Annotated in this window: 22 protein-coding genes; 11 read left to right on the top strand and 11 right to left on the bottom strand. The window is 64.7% G+C overall.

Annotation, left to right across the window (positions count from 1 at the left end):
• Positions 1-38 precede the first annotated feature (38 nt).
• From BN60_RS04850 to BN60_RS04840, 3 genes are all read left to right on the top strand, one after another.
• Entirely contained in the window at positions 39-278 is a 240-nt protein-coding gene (locus tag BN60_RS04850) for a hypothetical protein (protein ID WP_148283325.1), read from the top strand.
• Positions 279-350: 72 nt separating this feature from the next.
• Entirely contained in the window at positions 351-1,328 is a 978-nt protein-coding gene (locus BN60_RS04845; protein ID WP_020694872.1) for an ABC transporter substrate-binding protein, read from the top strand.
• 26 nt (positions 1,329-1,354) lie between these two features.
• Positions 1,355-1,870: a hypothetical protein gene (locus BN60_RS04840; RefSeq protein ID WP_020694871.1), complete on the top strand. Its 516-nt coding sequence runs from the start codon at positions 1,355-1,357 to the stop codon at positions 1,868-1,870.
• A 13-nt stretch (positions 1,871-1,883) separates the two neighbouring features.
• Here the strand turns inward: BN60_RS04840 and BN60_RS04835 are convergent, their stop codons facing one another.
• Genes BN60_RS04835 through BN60_RS04820 form a run of 4 tightly spaced genes read right to left on the bottom strand, consistent with a single transcriptional unit; the run spans position 1,884 to position 6,732 of the window.
• The gene (locus BN60_RS04835) at positions 1,884-3,560 is read right to left on the bottom strand and encodes an ABC transporter permease (protein ID WP_020694870.1); all 1,677 of its coding nucleotides are present in this window, start codon (positions 3,558-3,560) and stop codon (positions 1,884-1,886) included.
• Positions 3,557-4,597 carry an ABC transporter substrate-binding protein gene (locus BN60_RS04830; protein WP_020694869.1) on the bottom strand — a complete coding sequence of 347 codons (1,041 nt, stop codon included), beginning with the start codon at positions 4,595-4,597 and terminating at the stop codon, positions 3,557-3,559. Before BN60_RS04830 ends, BN60_RS04835 begins: the two co-directional genes overlap by 4 nt.
• Positions 4,598-4,600: 3 nt before the next feature.
• Positions 4,601-5,662, bottom strand: coding sequence for an extracellular solute-binding protein (locus BN60_RS04825; RefSeq protein ID WP_020694868.1), 1,062 nt, complete (start codon positions 5,660-5,662; stop codon positions 4,601-4,603).
• On the bottom strand, positions 5,659-6,732 hold the full coding sequence (locus BN60_RS04820; protein ID WP_020694867.1) for an ABC transporter ATP-binding protein: 1,074 nt from the start codon (positions 6,730-6,732) through the stop codon (positions 5,659-5,661). The genes BN60_RS04825 and BN60_RS04820 overlap by 4 nt, the downstream gene beginning before the upstream one ends.
• Before the next feature lie 89 nt (positions 6,733-6,821).
• Here BN60_RS04820 and BN60_RS04815 point away from each other — a divergent pair, with 89 nt between their 5' ends.
• Together BN60_RS04815 and BN60_RS04810 are read left to right on the top strand one after the other, a co-directional pair.
• Entirely contained in the window at positions 6,822-7,610 is a 789-nt protein-coding gene (locus tag BN60_RS04815) for an enoyl-CoA hydratase (RefSeq protein WP_020694866.1), read from the top strand.
• 3 nt (positions 7,611-7,613) lie between these two features.
• Positions 7,614-8,795 carry a CaiB/BaiF CoA transferase family protein gene (locus BN60_RS04810; protein WP_020694865.1) on the top strand — a complete coding sequence of 394 codons (1,182 nt, stop codon included), beginning with the start codon at positions 7,614-7,616 and terminating at the stop codon, positions 8,793-8,795.
• Here BN60_RS04810 and BN60_RS30725 read toward each other — a convergent pair.
• On the bottom strand, positions 8,792-9,577 hold the full coding sequence (locus tag BN60_RS30725; protein WP_020694864.1) for an alpha/beta fold hydrolase: 786 nt from the start codon (positions 9,575-9,577) through the stop codon (positions 8,792-8,794). The genes BN60_RS04810 and BN60_RS30725 overlap by 4 nt on opposite strands.
• Positions 9,578-9,616: 39 nt before the next feature.
• Between BN60_RS30725 and BN60_RS30720 the strand changes: the two genes are divergently transcribed.
• Complete coding sequence (locus tag BN60_RS30720) at positions 9,617-10,363, top strand: SDR family NAD(P)-dependent oxidoreductase (protein WP_043283639.1); 747 nt, start codon at positions 9,617-9,619, stop codon at positions 10,361-10,363.
• 38 nt (positions 10,364-10,401) lie between these two features.
• Here BN60_RS30720 and BN60_RS04795 read toward each other — a convergent pair whose 3' ends face one another.
• Positions 10,402-11,385: a Bug family tripartite tricarboxylate transporter substrate binding protein gene (locus tag BN60_RS04795; RefSeq protein ID WP_020694862.1), complete on the bottom strand. Its 984-nt coding sequence runs from the start codon at positions 11,383-11,385 to the stop codon at positions 10,402-10,404.
• Positions 11,386-11,531: 146 nt separating this feature from the next.
• Between BN60_RS04795 and dctP the strand changes: the two genes are divergently transcribed.
• A complete protein-coding gene (gene dctP / locus BN60_RS04790) occupies positions 11,532-12,581 on the top strand; it encodes a TRAP transporter substrate-binding protein DctP (protein ID WP_020694860.1) in 1,050 nt (349 codons plus the stop codon).
• Between the two features lie 4 nt (positions 12,582-12,585).
• On the opposite strand, the gene BN60_RS04785 is transcribed toward dctP, so the two are convergent.
• The 5 genes from BN60_RS04785 to uraD form a co-directional block, all read right to left on the bottom strand.
• Entirely contained in the window at positions 12,586-13,890 is a 1,305-nt protein-coding gene (locus tag BN60_RS04785; RefSeq protein WP_020694859.1) for a TRAP transporter large permease, read from the bottom strand.
• Positions 13,887-14,510, bottom strand: coding sequence for a TRAP transporter small permease subunit (locus BN60_RS04780; protein WP_043283638.1), 624 nt, complete (start codon positions 14,508-14,510; stop codon positions 13,887-13,889). Before BN60_RS04780 ends, BN60_RS04785 begins: the two co-directional genes overlap by 4 nt.
• Positions 14,511-14,624: 114 nt before the next feature.
• A complete protein-coding gene (locus BN60_RS04775) occupies positions 14,625-15,599 on the bottom strand; it encodes a Bug family tripartite tricarboxylate transporter substrate binding protein (RefSeq protein ID WP_020694857.1) in 975 nt (324 codons plus the stop codon).
• Between the two features lie 160 nt (positions 15,600-15,759).
• Positions 15,760-17,196: an NAD-dependent succinate-semialdehyde dehydrogenase gene (locus tag BN60_RS04770; protein WP_020694856.1), complete on the bottom strand. Its 1,437-nt coding sequence runs from the start codon at positions 17,194-17,196 to the stop codon at positions 15,760-15,762.
• Positions 17,197-17,213: 17 nt separating this feature from the next.
• Positions 17,214-18,095 carry a 2-oxo-4-hydroxy-4-carboxy-5-ureidoimidazoline decarboxylase gene (gene uraD, locus BN60_RS04765; protein WP_020694855.1) on the bottom strand — a complete coding sequence of 294 codons (882 nt, stop codon included), beginning with the start codon at positions 18,093-18,095 and terminating at the stop codon, positions 17,214-17,216.
• Positions 18,096-18,166: 71 nt separating this feature from the next.
• Here uraD and BN60_RS04760 point away from each other — a divergent pair, with 71 nt between their 5' ends.
• From BN60_RS04760 to BN60_RS04745, 4 genes are read left to right on the top strand one after another with little or no spacing between them, the layout of a single operon-like run.
• Entirely contained in the window at positions 18,167-19,420 is a 1,254-nt protein-coding gene (locus tag BN60_RS04760; RefSeq protein WP_020694854.1) for an ABC transporter substrate-binding protein, read from the top strand.
• 4 nt (positions 19,421-19,424) lie between these two features.
• Entirely contained in the window at positions 19,425-20,306 is an 882-nt protein-coding gene (locus BN60_RS04755) for a branched-chain amino acid ABC transporter permease (RefSeq protein ID WP_020694853.1), read from the top strand.
• Positions 20,303-21,301 carry a branched-chain amino acid ABC transporter permease gene (locus tag BN60_RS04750; RefSeq protein WP_020694852.1) on the top strand — a complete coding sequence of 333 codons (999 nt, stop codon included), beginning with the start codon at positions 20,303-20,305 and terminating at the stop codon, positions 21,299-21,301. Before BN60_RS04755 ends, BN60_RS04750 begins: the two co-directional genes overlap by 4 nt.
• Positions 21,298-22,026 (top strand): ABC transporter ATP-binding protein, encoded by a 729-nt coding sequence (locus tag BN60_RS04745; RefSeq protein ID WP_020694851.1) that lies wholly within the window; start codon positions 21,298-21,300, stop codon positions 22,024-22,026. The genes BN60_RS04750 and BN60_RS04745 overlap by 4 nt, the downstream gene beginning before the upstream one ends.
• Position 22,027: the final 1 nt, after the last annotated feature.

Raw genomic sequence — 22,027 nt, 5'->3', positions numbered from 1 at the left:
ACGTTAGCGGGTCAGGCATGATCTCGAAGGGGGCTACCATGGCTGACAAGTTTGCGGCCGGCACCACTGACATTTCCGGCCTGACCGCGCGGGAAATGCGAGAACACGAAGAAGCCTTCCGCGGCTTCAGCAAGTTCGTTCTGTTCGCCGTCCTCCATGTAGGACTGGTTCTGGGCTGCATTGCCCTGGCCTTCCTGGCCAATATTCCCGTATTGGCCCTCCTGGTCGGCCTCGGCGGTACCCTGGCGCTGGTCATGGGCTTCCTCGTCTCCACCTGACCATCGCTGGCCCTCGGAGACATTTTCGTTTGCAACCCGCGACGATTAGATGCTTCTTGCGGGAAGATCGCCATGTCTTCCCTCCGCCCCCTGCCCCGCCGGCTCCTCCTCCTGGTGGCTGCAACCGCAGCCCTCGCAGCCCCTGCCACCGCACAGCCTGTCGAGACCTTGCAACAGGTCAAGCTGGTGCTCGACTGGAAGGCATTGCCGACCTTCGCGGGCTTCTTCCTGGCCCGTGAGATGGGGGCTTTCGAACGCCGGGGCCTAGACGTCAGGTTCTCGGAGACGCAAGGCGCCCTGTCTTCGGCCAGCATGGTCGGCGAAGGCAAGGAATTCTGGATTGGCTCGTCGAGCGGCATTGCGACGGCCATCGGCCGCTCCAAGGGGCTGCCGATCAAGAGCCTCGCGGTCTACTATCAGAAGCCGCCAACCGTCATCTACACGCGTACCGAGGATCGTATCGCCCATCCGCGCGACCTCTATGGCAAGACGCTGGGCCTGGTTCCCGGCAGCATCACCAACGAGGAGTTCCGCGCTCTGCTGGCGGCCAACAAGCTCGACCGCAGCAAGATCAACGAAACGACGGTCGACTGGAACGCCTACGACCTGGTCGAAAAGAAGGTCGACGCGCTGATCGACTATGACGAAATGGCACCGTCCGAACTGATCGCTGAAGGCCGCCGGATCATGATGATCCGGCTCAGCGATTTCGGCGTCCGTGCCTACAGCCTGAACCTGATCGTAAACGATGCCGCCTGGGCCGACCCCGAGAAGCGCGAGATCGCGCAGAAGATCGAGGAGGCCGTGCAGGAAGGTTATAATATGGTGAAGGAGCGGCCGGCCGATGCCGCCCAGCACTTCTCCCGTCTCTTTCCGCGTCTGGCGCCGCGCTATGTCGACCGCAGCATGGCGACGGTGTCGCAGCAGCTTTCCGGCCCGCCGACCGGCCAGCAGACGCGCGCCGGGTGGGAAGCCACCATCAAGACGCTTGACCAGCTCGGCTTGCTCGACAAGCCAATCACACCCGACGATGTCGCGATCCTGAACTAGTACAGCGTCTGGTTGGGGAGATTCCGGTGCTTCGCCGCCTTGTACTGCCTTTGCTGCTTGTGCTCGTCGTGCCGTGGACGGCACACGCACAGCAGTGGTCGACTTACCAGCCTGTAGGCGCCGGCTTTAGCATCGATCTGCCGGGCGAACCGGCCATCGAGTCCGAGACGTCGGAGTCCGCAGCCGGCCCCGTGGAAACCCATAGTGCATCGGTCGAGGTCGGGCAGGCTGGCTATGTCAGCATGTACACGATCTACCCCGAGAGTACCGGCATGGAAGCCGATGAAGCGCTCGATGCAGCGCGCGACGGAATGCTGGAAGACGGCAAGGGCGAGTTGCGCGAAGAAAAGCGGCTGACGATCGGAGATCTGCCGGCGCGACGCGTGTCCCTCTACGACACCGAGTCGAAGCTGGTGATCGTCAATCTCATGGTCTACCGCCGCAACACGCTTTACCAGTCGATCTACGCAGCGCCGCCCGACCAGGAAAACACCGAGAACAGCCGGCGCTTCTTCGCCTCGTTCAAGCTGATCGGCCGCTAAAGGCTACGCTCCTTCAGGTCGCCGGGCGCATCTGTGGCCGGGCATGCAGCCGATTGGCCGCGGCAATCACGATCGTGGTGATCGCCACCATGGACAGGCTGAGCACGGCGATGGCCCCGACATCCCCGCTCTCCTTCAGGTCGAAGATCAGCACCGAGAGCACCTTGGTTTCCGAGGTGAACAGGATGACGGCCGCCGAGAGCTCGCGGATGGTCGCGACGAAGATGAAGCACCAGGTCGCGATCACCGCCGACCGAAGCAGCGGCGCGGTGATGTCGGCCAGGGTCCGCAGCCGCGTGGCGCCCAGCATGCGCCCCGCCTCCTCCAGCTCGGGATGGACCGCATGGAACGCCGATCCGAGCTGCTGATAGGCGGCCGGCAGCTCGATGGTCACGAAGGCGATCAGCAGAATCCATAGCGTGCCGTAGAGCGCGAGCGGCGGCCGGGTGTAGGCGAGGAAAAGCCCGACTCCCAGCACGATGCCCGGAATGGCCAGCGGCGCCGTCGCGAGGAAAGCGAGCACGCGATGCCCCCTCACCGCCTTGCGCGCCACGATATAGGCAATGAGCAGCGCCAGGAGCGCCCCCAGCGTCGCGGAGGCCGTCGCCAGCAGAAAGGTGTTCTTGAGCGCCGGCATCGTCGAACTGAGTTCGAGGAAAGTGAAGCGCACATTGTGCAGGGTGATGGTTTCCGGTGTCACGATGCGCGAGGCCACGCGCGAGAAGGCCGAGTTGAACAGCGCCGCATAGGGCAGGAAGAGCGGCATGGCGAGGACGAACAGCGCCAGCGCGACGGCCGGCCCTCTCAGCCAGCCGAGACGAATTGCGCGCGGCGCCCCGTATTTGCCGCCCAGCACCGCATAGCCTCGGCGACCCAATGCCATCGCCTGCGCGCGCAGCAGCAGGATCGTGAGCACCAGCAGCGGGACGGAGGCGGCTGCCGCGAGTTCTGGCTTGGGCGGAAACTGGAACAGGCTCCAGATCCGGGTCGTGAGCGTGTGAAACCCGGCCGGGATCGCCAGAATGGCTGGCGAACCGAACAGGTTCAGCGCCTGCAGGAAGGCGACCAGAGCGCCGGCGAGCAGGGTCGGCAGCGCCAGCGGCACGGTGATGCGGCGCGCCGTCTGCCATGTCTTCGCCCCCAGCATCGAGGAGGCATCCTCGAGTTCGCCCGGCATGCGGTCGAGCGCGTTGGCAACAAGGATGAACACATAGGGGAACGTGTAGCAGGAGATGACGAAGATCAGGCCGGTCAGGCTGTAGATGTCGAACAGCGCCTCGTCGGAAGGCATACCGCTGACCAGGCGCCAGAGCTGGTTCAGCAGGCCGGAATTGGGCGCAGCCAGCATCTCCCAGGCGATGGCTCCCACGAAGGGCGGCGTCACCAGCGAGGCCATGACGAGCGTGCGGACTGTGCGGGCCAGCGGCATGTCGGTGCGCGCCACCAGCCAGCCGAGGGGTGCTGCCACCAGACAACAGATCACACTGACCGAACAGGCGATGATCAGTGTCGTGATGAGCGGATCGACGAAAGTGGGGTCGGTGAAGAGCGCGACGAAGTTGGCAAGCGTCGCGCCGCCTTCCTTGTCGGTCAGGCTCACCACCAGCAGCCAACCCACCGGCAGCACGATCATCGCCGCGAGCAGCGCGCTGACGGCGATCAGTACCGGGCGCGAGAGGTCGCGCGTCATACCTTGAAGAGGCGCTGATACCGCGTCTTGATCTCGTCCGCGCTCTTTTCAACCTCGGCCGGATCCTCGGGCAGCGTCTTGATCGAGGCGAGCGCCGGCCGGCCCGCCTTGGCCTTGACCAGCTTGTGTGCCGGATACTGGCCGCTGAGGTTCACGATGAACTGCTGGCCTTCAGCGGACATGATCCACGCCACAAGGAGGCGCGCCGCGTTGGGATTTGGGGCGGCCTTGAAGACCGCCATGGGATTCGAGATCTGCGGCGTGCCTTCGACGGCATGCACGACCTCGATCGGCGCGCCGCGCTCCTTGGCCATCCAGAAGAGATAGTCGCTGCCATCGACGGCGATGGCGCGTTCGCCGGCTTCGATACGCTTGGGCGGCTCCGTCGCCGACTGGACCTGCAGCACCTTCTGCTTAGCCAGCTTCTCGAACCAGGCCCAGCCCAGCGCCTTCGCGAGCTGGTGCGTCGCCGTCATGATGGTGCCGGAGTAGCCCGGATGGCCCTTCACCAGCTTGCCCACATACTTGGGATCGAGAAGGTCGTTAAAACCCTTGGGTGCATCCTCGGGCTTCACCAGGCTGGTATTGTAGGCGATGGCCGAGAGATGGGTGCGCTGGTTGACGAAGGCCCCATCGGGATCACGCTGATCCGCCGGCAGGTTCTCCGCCATGTCGGGAGTGAGGAACGGTTGCAGCCAGCCTTGCCGTTTCCAGACGATGAAGTGCGCGGCATCGGAGCTGTTGGCTACGTCGACACGCTTGATGTTGCTGCCGACCTCCTGGCCGATGCGGTTGAACAGCCGCTCCGCTCCGGTGCGCTCGACGGCGACCTTGATGCCGGGATATTTCGCCTCGAAGGCCTTGGCCACGGGCTCGGCGACGGAAAGGTCCATCGCCGTGTAGTAGGTAACCTTGCCTTCCTTCTTCGCGGCCTCGACCAGCTCTGGCGTGATCGCCTGAGGCGGCGGGGCGGCCGAAAGCACGCGGGCTCCGAACGGCAGGAGGAGACCGGCAGCAACGAGCGAGCGACGGCGCATTGGCTACACCTTGAAGATCTTGAGGTACCGAGCCTTGAGCGCGTCCGCCTGGTCGGCAACGACGCCGGGCTCCTCGCGCAAGGTCTTGATATCGGCAAACTTCTTCATGTCCGGGCGGTCCTTGGCCTGTGCATGGGCAGAACGGAGCGCACCGACATCGATGTTGAGCTGCTGGGCTTCCCGCGTCATCGACCAGGCGTGAAACAGCCGCGATGCGTTGGGATTGGGCGCCCGCGCCATGATCCCCGACGGTCCGGCGATCAACGGCGTACCTTCGGCCGGATAGACGATCTCGACCGGCTCGCCGCGCGTCTTCAGTTCCTCGACGACGTACTCGCCCCCGTCGGCCATCAGCGCACGTTCACCCTGCGCCAGCTTCTTGGGTGGCTCCGTCGCCGATTGGACCTGCATAACCTTCAGCTTGGCGAGTTTCTCGAACCAGGCCCAGCCGAGATCGCGGCTGAGCTGCTGGGTTGCCGTCATGATCGTGCCGCTGTAACCCGGATGCGCCTTGACGATCTTGCCCATCCACTTCGGATCGACCAGATCGGCATAGGATTTCGGCGCCTCCTCGGCTTTCACCAGCTTCGTGTTGTAGGCGATCGGACAGAGCGTGATGCGCCAGGAGGCGAACATCCCGTCGGGATCCCGATGCGCCGCCGGGAAGAACTGCGCGACCTCCTCCGGAACGAACGGCGCCAGCATGTTCGCGCGCTTCCAGACGATGAAGTGGGCGGCGTCCGAGCTGTTCACGACATCGCAATTGTAGATCTTGTTCTGATACTCCTGGCCGATGCGCTGATAGTTGCGTTCCGCCCCCGAGCGCTCGACCTTGACCTTCACGCCCGGATATTTCGCCTCGAAGGCGTTGGCGACCTTCTCGGCCAGCGCAAGGTCGACCGAAGTGTACCAGGAAAGCTTGCCTTCCTTCTTGGCTGCCTCGATCAGGGCAGGCGTGATCTTCTGCGTTTCCGGCGGCGCACCCTGCGCCGGCGTGATGAAGACACCTGCGCTGGCCGCCGCCGAAGCAGCGAGCACATGGCGTCGCGTCAGCTTCCTCGTCATGGGACATCCTCCGCCAAGGCCCGGCATTGCTCCGCCGGCAAATGGAGCCACACTTGCTGGCCCGGTGCGATGTTGCAGCCGGGCGGTGCGGTCACACGCAACTCCGTCTTGTCGCCGAGGGCGACCGTATAGTCGCGCGTCGAACCGAGAAAGACCTGTCGCGTCACGACACCGGAGAGGTGGTTGCCGCCGCCCTGGGGAGGGGCCGCGGATCCGATGCCGATCTCGTGCTGGCGGATCGACAAGGACGCGGCGCGGCCGGCCTGGAGCTTGCGGCCGATCGTGCGCAGCGCCACGCCCGCCACCGAGACGTGGGCATCGTCCAATGCCGGCCCACGCAGGATATTGGAGCCACCGATGAAGCGCGCCACGAACTCCGACCGCGGCCTGGCGTAGATTTCTTCCGGCGGTCCGAGCTGTTCGACCTTGCCCCTGTTCATGACGGCAATGAGATCGGCCGTGGTCATGGCTTCGGCCTGGTCGTGCGTCACGTAGACCGTGGTGTAGCGGTATTGGTCGTGCAGGCGGCGAATCTCGAACCGCATCTCCTCGCGCAGGTTGGCGTCGAGGTTGCTAAGGGGCTCGTCCAGCAGCAGTGTTTCGGGCTCGACGACGAGTGCGCGCGCCAGAGAGACGCGCTGTTGCTGGCCACCCGACAGTTCGCCGGGATAGCGGTCCGCCAGCGCTTCCAGACGGGCCGTCCCCAGGATGGCCTTGAGCTTCGCGTCGATGGTCGAACGGTCGAGCTTCCGGATCTTGAGGCCGTAAGCGACATTTTCCGCCACCGTCATGTGCGGCCAGAGCGCATAGCTCTGGAAGATCATCGACATGTTGCGACCTTCCGGCGGCACGGTCCGCGTCGGCGAGGACAGGACCTTGCCACCAACCTCGATTTCGCCTGCCGATGGTTCGATGAAGCCCGCAATCAGCCGCAGAGTCGTGGTCTTGCCGCAGCCCGAGGGTCCCAGCAGACAGACGAGCTGGCCATGCTCGACGCGCAACGACACCCCGTCGACCGCGACAGCATTGCCGTAGTACCTGGAAAGGCCCTTCAGTTCGACTGAGGCCACGTTTCCTCCCTGGCGGCGAAGGATGCTTGGCTTCACGCTCCGTGACAATCGTGTTGTATATTCCCGCCCCTCACCGAAGGGATGCCGACATGCAGGAACAGAAGATCATCGGACGCCGCGAGGGCCAGGTCGGCCATCTGGTTTTCAACAACCCCGCCAAGCTCAATGCCGTGTCGCTGGACATGTGGGACGGCTTCGTCAGCATCCTGAAGGACTTCGCCCAGGATCCGGAGATCCGCTGCGTCGTGGTGAGCGGCGCGGGCGGCAAGGCCTTCGTCTCGGGCGCCGACATCTCCAAGTTCGAGAGCGAACGCGCCAACGCCGAAGCGCAGGTACGCTACGACGCCATCTCCAAGGAAGGCTACGAAGCGCTCTACGATTTTCCCAAGCCGACCATCGCCAAGGTCACCGGCTACTGCATCGGCGGCGGCATGAACCTCGCGGCCTGCTGCGACCTACGTTACTGCAACGAGGGTGCCCGCTTCGGCGTTCCCGCCGCCAAGCTGGGCCTGGGCTACGGCTTCCTCAGGATCGAGCGCCTGTCGCGCATCGTCGGCCTTCCGCGCGCGATGGAGTTCCTGTTCACGGCCAAACAGTATTCCTCGCAGGAGGCCTACAACATGGGCCTCGTCCACGGCGTTGCTTCGGATGCCGAACTCGACGCCCTGGTCGACGGCATCACCGGCGCCATCGCCCAGAACGCGCCGCTCACCATCGCGCTCGCCAAGGCTTCGGCGCGTGAGATCGCCAAGCCCGAGTCCAAGCAGGATCACAAGAAGCTCGACAAGATGGTCGAGGCCTGTTTCGACAGCGAGGACTTCAAGGAAGGGCGCCGCGCGTTCATGGAGAAGCGCAAGCCGGTCTTCAAGGGGAAGTAGGCCGTGACCGCCCTGCCGCTCTCCCATCTCTCGGTCCTCGACCTGACCGCGCATCGCGCGGGCCCCACGGCGGTGCGCCAGCTCGCCGACTGGGGCGCCCATGTGATCAAGATCGAGCCGCCCTCCGATGGGAAGAACGACTCCATGGGCGGCGCGCGGCATGGCTTCGATTTCCAGAACCTGCACCGCAACAAGAAGTCGATAACGCTCAATCTCAAGAGCGCCGAGGGCCACGCGATCTTCATGAAGCTCGCGGCCAAGGCCGATGTCATCGTCGAGAATTACCGTTCCGACGTGAAGCATCGGCTCAAGGTCGACTACGACACGGTGGCGAAGGTCAATCCGCGCATCGTCTATGGCTCGATCGCGGGCTTTGGCCAGAGCGGCCCCGATGCGGCACGTCCCGGCGTCGACCAGATCGCCCAAGGCATGGGCGGGCTGATGTCGATCACCGGCGAGCCGGGCCGCGGACCGATGCGGGTCGGCATTCCCATCGCCGATCTCACCTCCGGCCTGTTGTTGGCCCAGGCCATCATGCTGGCGCTCTACAATCGTGAACGCACCGGCAAGGGCCAGTGGGTCCATACCTCGCTGATCGAAGCGCAGATCTTCATGCTCGACTTCCAGGCGTCGCGCTGGCTGATAAAGGGCGAAGTCGCCAAGCAGGCCGGCAATGATCATCCGACGTCGATTCCGACCGGCGTATTCCCCACCCAGGACGGCTACATCAACATCGCCGCGGCCGGCGACAAGATGTGGAAGCGCGCCGCCGAAGCCCTGGGCGCGGCCGCGCTGATCGACCATCCAGAACATGCGACGCCCACACTGCGATCGCAGAACCGCAAGGCCCTGAACGAACGCATCGGCGAAGTGACCCGGACCAACACCTCGGCTCACTGGATCGAGGCGCTGAACAAGGCAGGCGTGCCGTGCGGGCCGATCAACACGATCGACAAGACCTTCGCCGAACCGCAGGTCCAGCATCTCGGCATCGCCCGGCCGGTGCACCATCCGAAGCTCGGCGACATCAAGGTCGTCGGCCAGCCAATCAACCTGTCGGACTTCCCGCAGCCTGCCGCCCTCAAGCCCACTCCCGAGCTTGGTCAGCATACCGACGAGGTATTGACGAGCCTGGGCTACGACCCGGCGAAGATTGCCGCCCTCAAGTCCGGCGGTGTGATCTAGGCTTTCAGGAAATCGAGCAGCGCCTGGCGAAACTCCGCCGGGCGCTCGACCTGCGGCAGATGTCCCGCGTCGGGAATCGTCACCAGCTTCGACTCATCGAGCGATTGCCGCATCTTCCGGGCGCCCTGCTTGTCGAACACGGGCGAACGGTCGGCCTCGCCCCAGATCAGGAGGGTCCTTGCCTTGGGCGGCGAGCTTGGCGCTTCGCCGGACAGCATGATGTCGAGCACGCGATCGATGTCGGCCCGCGAGAAGCGCTCCAGCGACTGTGCGATGGCGGCCGGCGCCTTGGCGCGATCGTGGAAGGCGAGGTCCAGCATCTCACGGCTGTAGAACTGCGCCACATTCCCTCGCGCCAGGGCGCGCACGGGTGTCTTGGCGGCCAGCCAGCGCACGCCGGACGGATAGGAAGGTGGCGGATAGCCATTCACCATCACCAGCGACTGGCAGCGTTCTGGGTACTGGCCCGCGAAGCGCCAGGCGACGGTCGCACCTAAGGAGTTGCCGACGATGACGGCGCGTTCGATGCCGAGCGCATCGAGCAGCGCGGCCAGCCAGCCCGCATAGGCACCGAAGGTCGGCAACGGTGGTTCGTCGACGGTGCCGATACCCGGCAATTCCGGCGCGACGACGAGATGCGAGCGTTCGAGATTGTCGGTGATGGTCGACCAGTAGGCTTCGGCGCCCGCCCAGCCGCCATGCAGCAGCACGATTGCGTCGCCCTTACCGCCAGTCCACAGTCGCGCCGGGCGTTCGCCGAGCGGGATCGTTCTTTGCTCCACGTAACGCCCTCGAAGATCAACGGAGCGAGAGCATAGAAGATGACCGCGGTGCGGAGAACTGCCTTGGTAACCGGCGCCGGCCGCAATATCGGCCGCGCCTGTGTGTTGGAACTGGCTTCTGCGGGCTTCAACGTGGTGATCAACGGCTCGAAAGACCGCGCCGCCTGCGAGAGTGTCGCCAAGGAGGCGGCCGCAAGCGGCGTCGATGCCATGGTTGCAATGGCCGATATCGGCGATCCAAAGGAGTGCCGGCGCATCGCTGGCGAAGCCATCGCGCGCTTCGGCTCGGTCGACGTGCTGGTGAACAACGCGGCCCTGCGGCCGGCCAAGCCCTTCCTTGAAATGCAGGAGGCCGACTGGCGGCGCGTCCTGTCGGTCGATCTCGATGCCGCCGTGTGGCTGGCGCAAGCCTGCCTGCCCGGCATGATCGCAAAGAAATGGGGCCGCATCGTCAATTTCACCGGAATGAACGCCATCCACGGCTATGCCGGCCGCGCGCCTGTTTCCGTGGCCAAGCACGGCGCCTGGGGGCTCACCAAGGCGCTGGCCAAGGAATTCGGCCCCAAGGGCATCACCACCAATGCCATCTCGCCGGGCCCCATTGCCGCCGATGTCGAGAACGACGCGGCATCCATGCACCATCGCCAGGAAACGATGGCCAAGGTGCCGCTCGGCCGCATGGGCATGCCGGCGGAGATAGCCTCCGTGGTCGGGCTGCTGGTTGCCGATGGCGGCGCCTACATCAACGGCCAGATGATCCAGGTGAACGGCGGCGGCGAGACTTAGGGCCTGCTCCTCCGGCAGGCCGATGACACGTTCATCGCCTACTCCATCTCGATGTTGGCGGCCTTGGCGATGCGGTTCCACCGCACGCTCTCGCGCCGAATGAAATCGGCGAACGCGGCCCGGCTTTCCAGTTCGACACGCGCGCCCTGTGCCAGCCACAGGCGTCGGACGTTGTCGCTGACGAGTGCGGCCTGTACCGCACCATGCAATCGGTCGAGGATCTCGTCCGGCGTCCGCCGCGGCGCGAACAGACCGAACCAGGTCGTCATCCGGAACTCGGCAAGGCCTGCCTCGTGCATGGTGGGCACGCCCGGCAGCAAGGCGTCGCGGCGGCGATTGGCGATCGCAAGCGCGCGCAGCCTGCCCGAGGTCACGTACTCCGCCGCCGGACTGAGCAGCACGAAGGCAGCCGCGATCTGGCCGGTCAGCAGGTCCTGCAGCATCGGCGCGCCGCCGCGATACGGCACGTGGTTCAGCTCGATTCCGGCGCGATCCTCGAACAGCCCGATGGCGAGGTGGGTGATGGTACCGAGGCCCGTCGAACCGACGTCGATCGATCCCGGCTTCGCCTTGGCGGCCGAGATGAGGCCCACGAGATCCCGGACATCGAGGCGCGCGGGATTGATCACCAGGACGTAGGGCACACGCGCGAAGGCAGCGACCGGCGCAAAATCGCGCATGAAATCGAAGCCGGCCTTCGGATAGACGGACGGCGCGTAGATGAGGCCGGTATCGCCCACCAACAGCGTGTAGCCGTCGGGTGCGGCTCGCGCCGCGATGGCCGCGCCGATCGTGCCACCGGCGCCGGGCCGGCTGTCGATCACCATCGGCTGGCCGAGACGATCGCCGACATGCGCGGCGACAGGACGGGCGAACATGTCCGAACCGCCGCCGGGCGGAAACGGCACAATCCACGAAACAGGCCGCGTCGGCCAACCCGCACCGCGCGCGCTCCCTGCTGCCGCGCCAATGCCCGCCGCCGCCAGGGAGGTCAGCGTGGCGCGCCGCGAAATCCAGTTCATGCTTTCCCACCCATGCCGCCGGCAGATTAGCGACACGGCCGAGCCGTCGCTACCGCCCCGACTGCCGATGGAGTAGGCTTTTCGCGTCGGTCGCGGAGGCGATCAGACACAAGAAGAAGATCTGGAGGAAACATCGGGAGGCACCCATGCATCGTCTCAAGGGCATGACCATCGCTGCCGTCGTGGCAGCCAGCGTAGTTGCGTTGTCGGGTAATGCGTTCGCCCAGGCGAAGATCGTCGATGGGCCGGAAGTGAGATGGAAGCTGGGGGCATGGGGCAAGCCGCGCGCCGCCACACAGAATGTCGAGACGTTGCGCAGGTTCCTCGACGAGCGCACCGGCGGAAAGTTCAAGATCCAGATCGGCTACGAAAGCTTCGGCAACCCGAAGGAACTGCTGGATCTCCTGAAGGTCGGCAGTCTGGAGGCCACCAACATCTGCGCCTCGTATCATCCGGAAAAGCTGCCGGTCTACTCGGCGCTGGATCTTCCCTTCCTGCCGATTCCCGACACGACGGTGCAGGAAAAGGTTCACAATGCCTTCCACAAGCACCCGCTGGTGCTGAAGGAGTTCGCGGGCTGGAACGCTATCCCCTACATGTCGGCCCTGCTGCCCAACAACGAGTTCGTGGGCCGCGGAAAGGCCCCCAAGAGCGTCGAGGACTTCAAGGGCATGCGCGTACGCGCGCTGGCCGGCATAGGCGAAGCCATGCGCAAGCTCGGCGCGGTCCCGACATCGGTCGATGCGACGGAAGTCTACACGTCGCTCGAACGTGGCACGGTCGATGCCGCTGCCTTCCCGTCGACCTACGCGCACCAGTCGTACCGGACCTACGAGGTCGGCAAGTGGTTCACCGAGAACATGATGCTGGGCTCGGTCGGTTGCCCGACCCTGATTCATGTCGACCGCTATGCCGAGTTGCCGCCGCAATACAAGGCACTGCTGGAGGAGGCACGTGAGCTGGGCCATGCGGCGGTCAAGAAGGCCTACGCCGAGTCCGACGCGAAGAACATCCCGCTGTTCAAGAAGAAGCTCGCCTTCCTCAAGTTCTCGCCGGACGAGTTGACTGCGTTCCGCAAGGCCGGCGCGGAGCCGGTCTGGGAGGAATGGGTCGTGAAACGCGAAGCCCAGGGCATCCCCGGCCGAGAGCTGCTCAATTTCCTGCTGAAGCAGGCCGGGGTCAAACCGAAGTCGTAGCCGGTCAGCCTGCCGCTTCCAGAATGAAGGTGACGATCTCGGGAAAGGCCGTCAGACAGCCGATGGTAATGACGTCGGCAATGATGAAGGGCCAGATCCCGCGGAAGATGTCGGCGACCGAAATGTCCGGCCGCACGCCGTTCACGACGAAGACGACGAGGCCGACCGGCGGCGATAGCGTTGCGATTCCATTCAGCTTCACCAGGATGATGCCGAACCAGATCGGATCGTAGCCCAGTGCCTCGACGACGGGGAACACGACCGGGAGCGTCAGCAGGAACATGCCGACGCCCTCCAGGATGGTACCGAGGATCAGATAGATCGCGTAGATCGCGAGCAGGATCACCAGTGGGGGCACGTCGAGGCTGGTGACCCAGCTCGCGAGCTGCTCCGGCAGTCCCGCGAAGCCCAGGAAGCGCACGAAGATCAGGACACCCCAGACGACGGTGAAGATCACCGCGGTGAGCCGCGCCGTCTCGAGCAGCGCGCCCTTCAGCTCCGGCCATTTCATGCCGTTCATCAGCGCGATGACGAAGACGCAAAGGGCGCCCAATGCGCCCGCTTCGGTGGGCGTCGCCCAGCCAAACAGCATCGAATAGAAGATGATGGCGATCACCAGCACGATGGGAAGCGTGCCGGGCAGAGACTTGAAGCGTTGCGGCCAGGTGTAGCCGCGAATCGGCTGGCCATAGCTCGGATTGCGCCAGCACATGACGAGAATGATCGCGGTGTAGACGAAGGCCGAGAAGATCCCGGGCGCGAAGCCCGCGACGAGTAGCTTGCCGACCGACTGTTCGGTGATGATGCCGTAGACGACCAGGAGCGCACTGGGCGGGATCAGCGAGTCGAGCGTGGCCCCTGCCGCGACGACACCGGCGGCCAGCCGCTTGTTGTAGCCCGCCTTCAGCATCTCGGGGATGGCGACCTTGGCGAACACCGCGGCTGCAGCGGTGTTGGCGCCCGAGACGGCGGAGAAGCCTGCGACGGCATAGACCGTGGCAATGGCCAGGCCGCCGGGCAGCCAGCCCAGCCAGCGGCGCGCCGCCTCGAAGGCCGCCTGCGTGATGCCGGCATAGTAGGCGAGGTAACCGATCAGGATGAACATCGGCAGGACGCTCAGCGTGTAGTTCACGACCGAGGCATGCGGCACGACGCCGGCGGTACGCAGGCCGGGGCCGAAGCCCGTCAGGACGGCGAGCCCAAAGGCACCGACGGCGGCTGCGGCGAAGGCAATGCGCACGCCCACCACGCAGAGAGCGATCAGCAAAGCACAGCCAATAATCCCGAGGGTCAGCGGTTCGATGGTCATGGCCGCTTCTCCCCTGTCGTTTTCTCTTCCCGGCCCAGCGCTTCCTGGATCTCGTTCTGCGCCTGCACCTCGATGGTCTCGATAACCGGCACGGCGATCGGCTGGGCATTAGGATGGCGGATCAGGCGGGCGTAGTCGGCGGCCTGCAGGGCAAGCCGTACCCAGAGGACCGCCAGTACGAGGGGTACCAGCAGCTTGGTCGGCCAGACCGGCAGCTTGATGTCGATCGTGGAGTCGCCGAGCTGGTAGGCGCGCAGGAAGTTCTGCCAGGTCGAGTCGACCAGGGTGGTGATGGCCAGCATCGCCACGAGGACCGCGAACAGCTCCATCGACCAGAGGAAGCGCAGCGAGAAGCCGCGCAGCAGCAGGTCCATGCGGATATGGGCGCCGACGCGCTGGGCATAGGAGATGCCCAGGAAGGCGAACAACGCGCTCGCCTGCTCCATGTAGTCGATATAGCCGTAGATGGCGGTGTTGAAGGCGGTGCGTCCGACGATCTGGAAGACACCGACAAACATCAGGAAAAAGATCGCCGCAGCGGCGATCAGGTTCATCCCGTCTTCGAGCCGCGACCAATAACGGTGCGCTACCGCCAAGGCGGTCGTCCCGTCTCCCGGCATGCTCTCCTCCCCTGCCTGCAGCCGCCCGTATTCGGGTCGTCGGTGCTGCAGGCCTGGATGAAGGCTAGTCCGCCTGGCGGATCTCTTCAATCCGCGCGATATACGCGAGAAAGTTTACTGCGGTTCGATCTTTGCGAGCTTGATGTACTTGGTCCAATCCTCGCGCTCTTTGGCTACGAAGGCATCGCACTGTTCGATGGTCCAGTCCTTAGGCGGCGGGGTGAAGCCGAGTTTCTTCACACGTTCCAGAATCGCCGGCTCGTAGATCGCATCCATGATCAGGCGGTTCAGTTTCTTCTTGATGTCGTCGGGCGTCTCCTTGCGCACGGAGAAGCACGAGTAGGCAATGATCACGTAGCTCGGAAAGGTTTCGGCGATCGCAGGAACGTCGGGGAAGAGCGGCGAACGATCCTTCGAAGTGACGGCCAGCGCGCGCACATAACCAGAGCGGACATAGCTCTCGCCCACCACCTGATCGGGGAACACGCAGTCGACACGGCCCGCGTTGAGATCCTGGATCGATGCGACAGCGTCACGATAGGCGACTTCCTCGAATTTCACGCCTGTCGTGACCTCGAAGAGCGCCGCAGGGACGCGCGACGAGGCATTGCCGTAGCCGGAGAAAAGCGGCTTGGGCTGCTTCTTGGCGTACTCGACGAACTCTTTCACCGTCTTGTACGGCGCATCGGGCTTCACCAGCATGAAGTTGCCGGTGGTCCCGTTGACGGCGACCGTCGTGAAGTCCGACGGATCGTAGGTCATTGTCTTGTAGAGGCTGGGATTGGCGCCCAGCGTGCTGGTCGAGCCGAGCAGGATCGTATAGCCGTCGGCCGGCGCGTTCTTGACCTGCGTGGTACCGATCATGCCGGTCGCGCCGGGCTTGTTCTCGATGACGAACGGCTTGCCCGTCATGGCCTCGAGCTGCTTGCCGATCAGACGCGAGATGATGTCGGTCGAGCCGCCCGGCCCGAACGGCACCAGAATCTTCACCAGCCGGTTGGGATAGGCGTCCTGCCCTGCCGCCGTTGCGCCGAGGCCGGCCACAAATGGAACGCCGGCGAGGCCGGCCAAGAGATCTCTGCGCTTCATCAATCTACACCCCCAGGAAGACGGCTCCGGTATAGGTCGCAACGCGAGAAAGGCGAGCGGCCGATTGTCCATCGTTCCGAAGGGCGAGGAGTTTCGCAAAAAAGAAAGCCCTCCTCCGATCGCTCGGAAGAGGGCTTCGTTTCGTCGAAGTCGGTCGGGCTTACATGCCGAGCTGGCTGATGAACTTGGTATTGAGGTAGGCCTCGAGCGCCTCGATGCCGCCCTCGGAGCCATAGCCCGAGTCCTTCATGCCGCCAAACGGCACTTCCGGCAGGGCAAGACCATGATGATTGATCGAAACCATGCCGCTTTCGAAAGCGGCGCCGACCTTGGTCATGGTCTTGCTGTTCGTGGTGTAGGCGTAGGCGGCAAGACCCCACGGCAGGCGGTTGGCTTCCTTCATCACGCCGTCGAAATCCTTGAACGGCGAGATCGGCGCCAGCGGGCCGAACGGTTCGTCGTTCATGATCTTGGCGTCGAGCGGCACGTCGGTCAGGACGGTCGGCTCGTAGAAGTAGCCTTTGTTGCCCTTGCGCTGGCCGCCGGTCTGGATCTTGGCGCCCTTGGCGATGGCGTCGCTCACGAAGCCGTCGATCGCATGCAGCCGACGCTCGGCGACGAGCGGGCCCATCTTCGTGTCGGCATCGAGTCCGTTGCCGACTTTCAGGTTTTTGGCGTAGGCGGTGAACTTCTCGACGAACTCCGGATAGACCTTCTCGTGCACCAGGAAGCGGGTCGGCGCGACGCAGACCTGTCCGGCATTGCGGAACTTGTTGGCGCCCAGGATGTTTACTGCCTGGTCGACGTCGGCGTCCTCGAACACGATGGCCGGCGAATGGCCGCCCAGCTCCATGGTCACGCGCTTCATGTGCGCGCCCGCGAGCGCGGCGAGCTGCTTGCCGACCGGCGTCGAGCCGGTGAAGGTCACCTTCTTGATGATCGGATGCGGGATCAGATACTCGCTGATCTCCGATGGCACGCCGTAGACGAGCTGGATGACGCCCGCCGGCACGCCGGCATCGACGAAGGCCTTGATGAGCTGGGCGCACGAGCCGGGCGTGTCTTCCGGACCCTTGACGATGATCGAGCAGCCGGTAGCCAGCGCGGCCGAGGCCTTGCGCACCACCTGGTTGATCGGGAAGTTCCACGGCGTGAAGGCGGCGACCGGGCCGACCGGCTCCTTCGTCACGAGCTGGTATACGTTCTCGAAGCGCGCCGGAACGATGCGACCATAGGTGCGGCGACCTTCCTCGGCCATCCACTCGATGATGTCGGCGGCGAGCAGAGTCTCGCCCTTTGCCTCGATCACCGGCTTGCCCTGCTCCATGGTCATGATCGGCGCGATCTCGTCGGCGCGCTGGCGCATCAGCTCGGCGGCCTTGCGCATGATCTTGTAGCGATCGAACGGCGAGACCTTGCGCCACTGCTGGAAGCCCTTCTCGGCGGCGGCGAGCGCGCGGTCGAGATCGCTCTTCTCGGCATGCGCCACCTGGCCGATCACTTCTTCCGTCGCCGGGTTGATGACCGGAATCGTCCGGCCCTTGGCACCCTTCGTCCAGGCACCATCGATCATCAGGGAGACATCGCTATAGGTCATACTTTCCTCCGTTCATCTCAGCTTCCGCGATAGGTCGAATAACTCCAGGGCGTGCAAAGCAGCGGCACGTGATAATGCCCCTCCGGCTCGGCAATGGAAAAGCGCAAAGGGACGATATCGAGAAACGGCGGATCGCCTTGCGCAATGCCCCTGCTGCGAAAGTGGTCACCGACCGCAAACTGCAGTTCGTATCGACCAATGGGCAGTGGCCGACCACCGATCAAGGGCGCGTCGGTTCGGCCATCCGCATTGGTCACCGTGGTTGCAATCAGATGTGCTTGCCTGCCGGCAAATTCGTAGAGCTCGATGGCAATGCCGACCGCCGGCCGCCCTGCGTGAGTGTCGAGCACATGCGTGCTGAGGCGGCCGTTGACCCTGGGCATGCCCTCGCCCGTCACTTTGGCCGCCATGCGCAGCCGCGTGATGAAGAAGATCTCCTGCAGGGCCGTGGCGAATTCGCCGGCCGCATCGTGACGCAGCCGGCGCTCGAACTGGTCGAGGATCGAATCGCGGGTGTGCCGGCGCACGCAGACGATGAACGGAAAGCCGAACTTCGCCTTGTAGGCATCGTTCAGGCGATGGAACCGCTGGAAATCGGCCTCTGACAGGGAATCGAGGCCGACGCTTGCCTGCTCGTGCCGCGAATCATCCGTCAAAGCACCGGCGCGGGCTGCCTTGCCGGCCAGATCGGGATGGCCACGCAGAAATTCGAGCTGGCGCTCGCGCGGTGCGGCGCGCACGACGCCCATCATGGCTTCATGCAGGGCCGTCACAGTGGCGAACGGCCGCTTCGAGGCCACTGTCTCCGCCACCCAGGGCGCCAGCTCGAACGTCTCGCCAACGGCCGCGCAGAAATCCGCGGAAGCTGCATGGTTGAGACCGGCGAGCGTAAGCATCATGCCGGCCGACCTAGCACGGCGGCCGGTCCGTCTCTATAGTCCGGCCAGCAAATTCAAAGGGAGGAGCCGCAATGACCGGCCGCAATACATTCACCCGCCGTCGTTTCGGACAGGCAACCTTGGCCGGTACCGCGCTCCTCGGCGCGCCGCTGCCGATCCGTCAGGCGTTCGCGCAGGGCGGACCGGCCAACCTCAAGGTCGGCCTGCTTTTGCCGACGTCCGGCCTCCAGGCGCAGATCGGCCAGGCCTGCCGTCGTGGTGCCGATGTCGCCAACGAGGTGTTCGCCGACATGAAGATGCCGGTGAAGATCGACATCGTGAACTACGACACCGAGACCAAGCCCGATGTGGCGCGGACCCAGGCGGAGAAGGCGATCGACGCCGGCTGCCACATGCTGGTCGGTGCCTTCGACTCCGGCCAGACCATCGCCATCGCCCAGGTCTGCGAGCAGCGCGGCGTGCCGCTGATCGTGAACATCGCGGCGGCGCCGCAGATCACCGAGCAGGGCTACAAGTTCGTCGTGCGCAACTTCCCGACGGCGCCCATGCTGATCACCGGCGCGCTGGCGCTGCACAAGGAGATCTTCAAGGTCTCGGGCAAGACGCCGAAGACGGCCGTGCTGATGAGCGTGAACGACACGTTCGGCACCTCGATGATCAACGGCATCAAGGCGCTCTTCCCCAAGCTCGACATGCCGTACGAGCTGGTCGACACGATCAGCTACGATCCGGCGGCGAAGGACCTTGCCGTCGAAGTCGGCAAGGCCAAGGCCACCAAGGCCGAGCTGCTGTTGCCGGTCAGCCGCCTCAACGACGCCAAGCTTCTCGTTCAGGAGATGGTGAAGCAGCGCTGGGAGCCGATGGGCGTGCTCAACCCCGGCGCACCCGGCCTCTACGAGCAGGACTTCCTGAAGACCATGGGCAAGTACGGCGAGTTCATGATCTCGAACGTGCCGTGGCTCGATCCGAAGTCGGCCATGACCCAGTCGCTCGAAAAGCGCCACGCCGCCAAATACCCCAACGACCAGCTCGACCTCAACGGCGGCTTCACTTTCGAGGGCATTCTGATCGCGGCACACGCCTGGCTCACCGCCAAGTCGACCAAGCCGGGCGACCTGATGGAAGCGCTGCGCAAGAGCAAGATCGACCAGCACGTCATGATCGGCGGGCCGATTCAGTTCGACGCCAAGGGCCAGAACGTCAATATCAAGGCGTCGGCGGTCGAGAACCTGAAGCGCAAGCCCACCGTCGTCCTGCCGCTCGAGTCCGCGGCCGCTCCGCTGGTCTTCCCGATGCCCAGCTGGAACGACAAGCGGCGCACCTGACATCTTGACGGCCGACTTTCTTCTCTCGCTCGCCCAGGCGATCACCAAGGGCCTGTTGACCGGCATGGTCTACGGGCTGATGGCGCTCGGCCTGTCGGTGATCTTCGGCGTCATGCGCGTGGTCAACTTCGCGCATGGCGAGCTGATGGTCGTCGGCATGTATCTCGCCTGGATGGGCTTCGAGTATCTGCAGGTCTCGCCGATGCTGAGCCTGCCTCTGATTGCCGTTCTCTTCTTCGGCGCAGGCTATGCATTGCAGCGCGCCGTCATCTCCCCCTTCATCGGGCGACCCGAGCACCAGCAGTTCCTGCTGCTGCTGGCGATCGCCATCCTCCTGGTCAACGCCTCCCTTGCCATTGCCGGCCCCGACGCGCGGGGTGTGCAGATGGAGGCGCAGTTCGATTCCTACGAGCTCGGCCCCCTGGTGTTCGACGCCGTGCGCCTGCATGCAGCGCTGGTTGCGGTCGCGATTGCCGGCCTCCTCTGGCTCTTCTTCACCCGCACGCGCATCGGCAAATCGATTCGCGCGGCCGCCGACAATCATATGGGCGCCCTTGTCGTCGGTCTGGACGTGAAGCGTCTCTACGCCTTCACCTTCGGCGTCGGCGCCGCCTGCGTGGGCGCTGCGGGCGCGCTGATGATCACCATCATCCCGGTGACGCCCTTCCTTGCCGCCGAATATACCCTGCTCGCCTTCGTGATCGTGATCGTGGGCGGGCTTGGCAGCATGACCGGCGCGCTGCTGGGCGGCCTGCTGATCGGCGTCAGCGAGGCCGTGGCCGGCCTTCTGCTGCAGCCGTCGCTCAAGAGCATGGTGAGCTTCGGCATCCTGATCCTGGTGCTGCTGCTGCGGCCGCAGGGTCTGCTCGGCAAGAATAGCCAATGAACCTGCTGCATCGCCTGACCGACGGCGTGCCGTCCCGCGCGCTCTGGTCGCTCGGTCTGCTGCTCGTGGGCCTGCTGGTCGCTCCCGCCGTCCTGGGCAAATACGGCCTCTCCGTCCTGATCCTGATCCTCTACTTCGCCTATGTCGGTCAGGCCTGGAACATCATGATGGGCTTCGCCGGCCAGCTCTCGCTGGGCCACGCCCTCTACGCCGGGCTCGGCGGCTATATCGCAGCCGGTCTCTTCTTCCATTACGGCATCGGTCCCTGGGCCGGGTTGTTCGTCGCGGTCGCGGCGGCCGCCGCCGCCGGCGCTGTCGTCGGCTATCTCGGCTTCCGTTTCTCGCTCGCCGGCGTCTACTTCGCGCTGCTCACCATCGCCTTCAGCGAATTTACCCGCATCGCCTTCGATCACTGGGGCTGGGTCGGCGGCTCGGGCGGCCTGTTCCTCAAGGTCGATGCCACCGCCGACTGGCTGAACCTGCGCGGCGGCCCGATCCTTTTCTACTACGTGATCCTGGCGCTTGCGGTCGGTGCCTTCATCCTGTGTCGTCTCCTGCTGGAAAGTCGGCTCGGTCGTTACTGGCTCGCCATCCGCGAAGATGCCGAGGCAGCCCAGGCCGTCGGCGTCCCAGTGCTTCGCTGCAAGATGATCGCCGTCGTGATCTCGGCCGCGCTGACGGCGCTGGCCGGCGTCTGGAACGCCTTCTACTACAACAACCTCTTCCCCGAGACGGCCTTCGCCATGGGCCGTTCCATCGAGTTCACGCTGGCGCCGATCATCGGCGGACTGGGCACGCTGTTCGGCCCGATCGTCGGCGCCGTCGTGCTGACCGGCCTCGGTGAAATCTTCACCGACCTCAGCGAGTTCTTCCACATCTCGGGCATCAAGCAGATCTTCTACGGCCTCGCCCTGCTGATCATCGTCATGTACCGGCCCGCCGGGGTCTGGCCATGGCTCGCCGACAAATTCGGCTTCGGCGAGAAGCGGCAATGAGCGGCGCACACCTCGAACTCGCCGGCATCGGTAAGAATTTCCGCGGGCTGCGCGCCGTCCACGATGTCTCCTTCGCCGTGCCGGCCGGCGCGATCCACGCCCTGATCGGTCCGAACGGCGCCGGCAAGACCACGATCTTCAACATGATTGCCGGCGTCTACCGGCCCGATGCCGGGCAGGTGAACCTGGACGGCAAGAAGATCTCCGGCCAGCGTCCCGACCTCGTCTGCGATGCAGGCGTTGGCCGCACCTTCCAGATCGTGAAGCCGTTCAAGGGACTGAGCGTTCTGGAGAACGTCACGGTCGGCGCCCTGCATCGCCGGCCGAACCTCACCGACGCTCGTGCCGCTGCTGCTGATATTCTGCAGGGACTGGGCCTCCATGACCGGCGCAATCAGGCCGCGGAAAGCCTCACCCTACCCGACCGCAAGCGGCTCGAAGTGGCGCGGGCGCTGGCCACAGAGCCGAAGTTGTTGCTGCTCGACGAAGTCATGGCAGGCCTCCGCCCGACCGAGGTCGATGTGATGGTGGCCTTCCTGCGTGACCTCAATGCGCGCACCGGTCTCACCATCCTGCTGATCGAGCACGTGATGCGTGCAGTGATGGCGCTGGCAGCAGAAGTCGTTGTCGTGAGCTACGGCGAGAAGATCGCCCAAGGCACGCCGGCGGAGATCGCCCGAAATCAGGCCGTCCTCGACGTCTATCTCGGCGAGGAAGAAACGTGAG

Origin of the sequence: Reyranella massiliensis 521 (assembly GCF_000312425.1) — a bacterium.
In the GTDB taxonomy this organism is placed as follows: Bacteria; Pseudomonadota; Alphaproteobacteria; order Reyranellales; family Reyranellaceae; genus Reyranella; species Reyranella massiliensis.
The sequence above is the reverse complement of the archived record's forward strand: the minus strand, read 5'-3'. Positions and strand labels throughout refer to the sequence as shown.

What these genes read in the sequence shown, in the direction of transcription:
- BN60_RS04760 (WP_020694854.1), top strand. Translation starts at nt 18,167, where the DNA reads ATGACCGGCCGCAATACATTCACCCGCCGTCGTTTCGGACAGGCAACC.
- BN60_RS04815 (WP_020694866.1), top strand. Translation starts at nt 6,822, where the DNA reads ATGCAGGAACAGAAGATCATCGGACGCCGCGAGGGCCAGGTCGGCCAT.
- BN60_RS04780 (WP_043283638.1), bottom strand. Translation starts at nt 14,510, where the DNA reads ATGCCGGGAGACGGGACGACCGCCTTGGCGGTAGCGCACCGTTATTGG.
- dctP (WP_020694860.1), top strand. Translation starts at nt 11,532, where the DNA reads ATGCATCGTCTCAAGGGCATGACCATCGCTGCCGTCGTGGCAGCCAGC.
- BN60_RS04845 (WP_020694872.1), top strand. Translation starts at nt 351, where the DNA reads ATGTCTTCCCTCCGCCCCCTGCCCCGCCGGCTCCTCCTCCTGGTGGCT.
- uraD (WP_020694855.1), bottom strand. Translation starts at nt 18,095, where the DNA reads ATGATGCTTACGCTCGCCGGTCTCAACCATGCAGCTTCCGCGGATTTC.
- BN60_RS04745 (WP_020694851.1), top strand. Translation starts at nt 21,298, where the DNA reads ATGAGCGGCGCACACCTCGAACTCGCCGGCATCGGTAAGAATTTCCGC.
- BN60_RS04825 (WP_020694868.1), bottom strand. Translation starts at nt 5,662, where the DNA reads ATGACGAGGAAGCTGACGCGACGCCATGTGCTCGCTGCTTCGGCGGCG.
- BN60_RS04775 (WP_020694857.1), bottom strand. Translation starts at nt 15,599, where the DNA reads ATGAAGCGCAGAGATCTCTTGGCCGGCCTCGCCGGCGTTCCATTTGTG.
- BN60_RS04770 (WP_020694856.1), bottom strand. Translation starts at nt 17,196, where the DNA reads ATGACCTATAGCGATGTCTCCCTGATGATCGATGGTGCCTGGACGAAG.
- BN60_RS04795 (WP_020694862.1), bottom strand. Translation starts at nt 11,385, where the DNA reads ATGAACTGGATTTCGCGGCGCGCCACGCTGACCTCCCTGGCGGCGGCG.
- BN60_RS04785 (WP_020694859.1), bottom strand. Translation starts at nt 13,890, where the DNA reads ATGACCATCGAACCGCTGACCCTCGGGATTATTGGCTGTGCTTTGCTG.
- BN60_RS04835 (WP_020694870.1), bottom strand. Translation starts at nt 3,560, where the DNA reads ATGACGCGCGACCTCTCGCGCCCGGTACTGATCGCCGTCAGCGCGCTG.
- BN60_RS04750 (WP_020694852.1), top strand. Translation starts at nt 20,303, where the DNA reads ATGAACCTGCTGCATCGCCTGACCGACGGCGTGCCGTCCCGCGCGCTC.
- BN60_RS30720 (WP_043283639.1), top strand. Translation starts at nt 9,617, where the DNA reads ATGACCGCGGTGCGGAGAACTGCCTTGGTAACCGGCGCCGGCCGCAAT.
- BN60_RS04850 (WP_148283325.1), top strand. Translation starts at nt 39, where the DNA reads ATGGCTGACAAGTTTGCGGCCGGCACCACTGACATTTCCGGCCTGACC.
- BN60_RS04830 (WP_020694869.1), bottom strand. Translation starts at nt 4,597, where the DNA reads ATGCGCCGTCGCTCGCTCGTTGCTGCCGGTCTCCTCCTGCCGTTCGGA.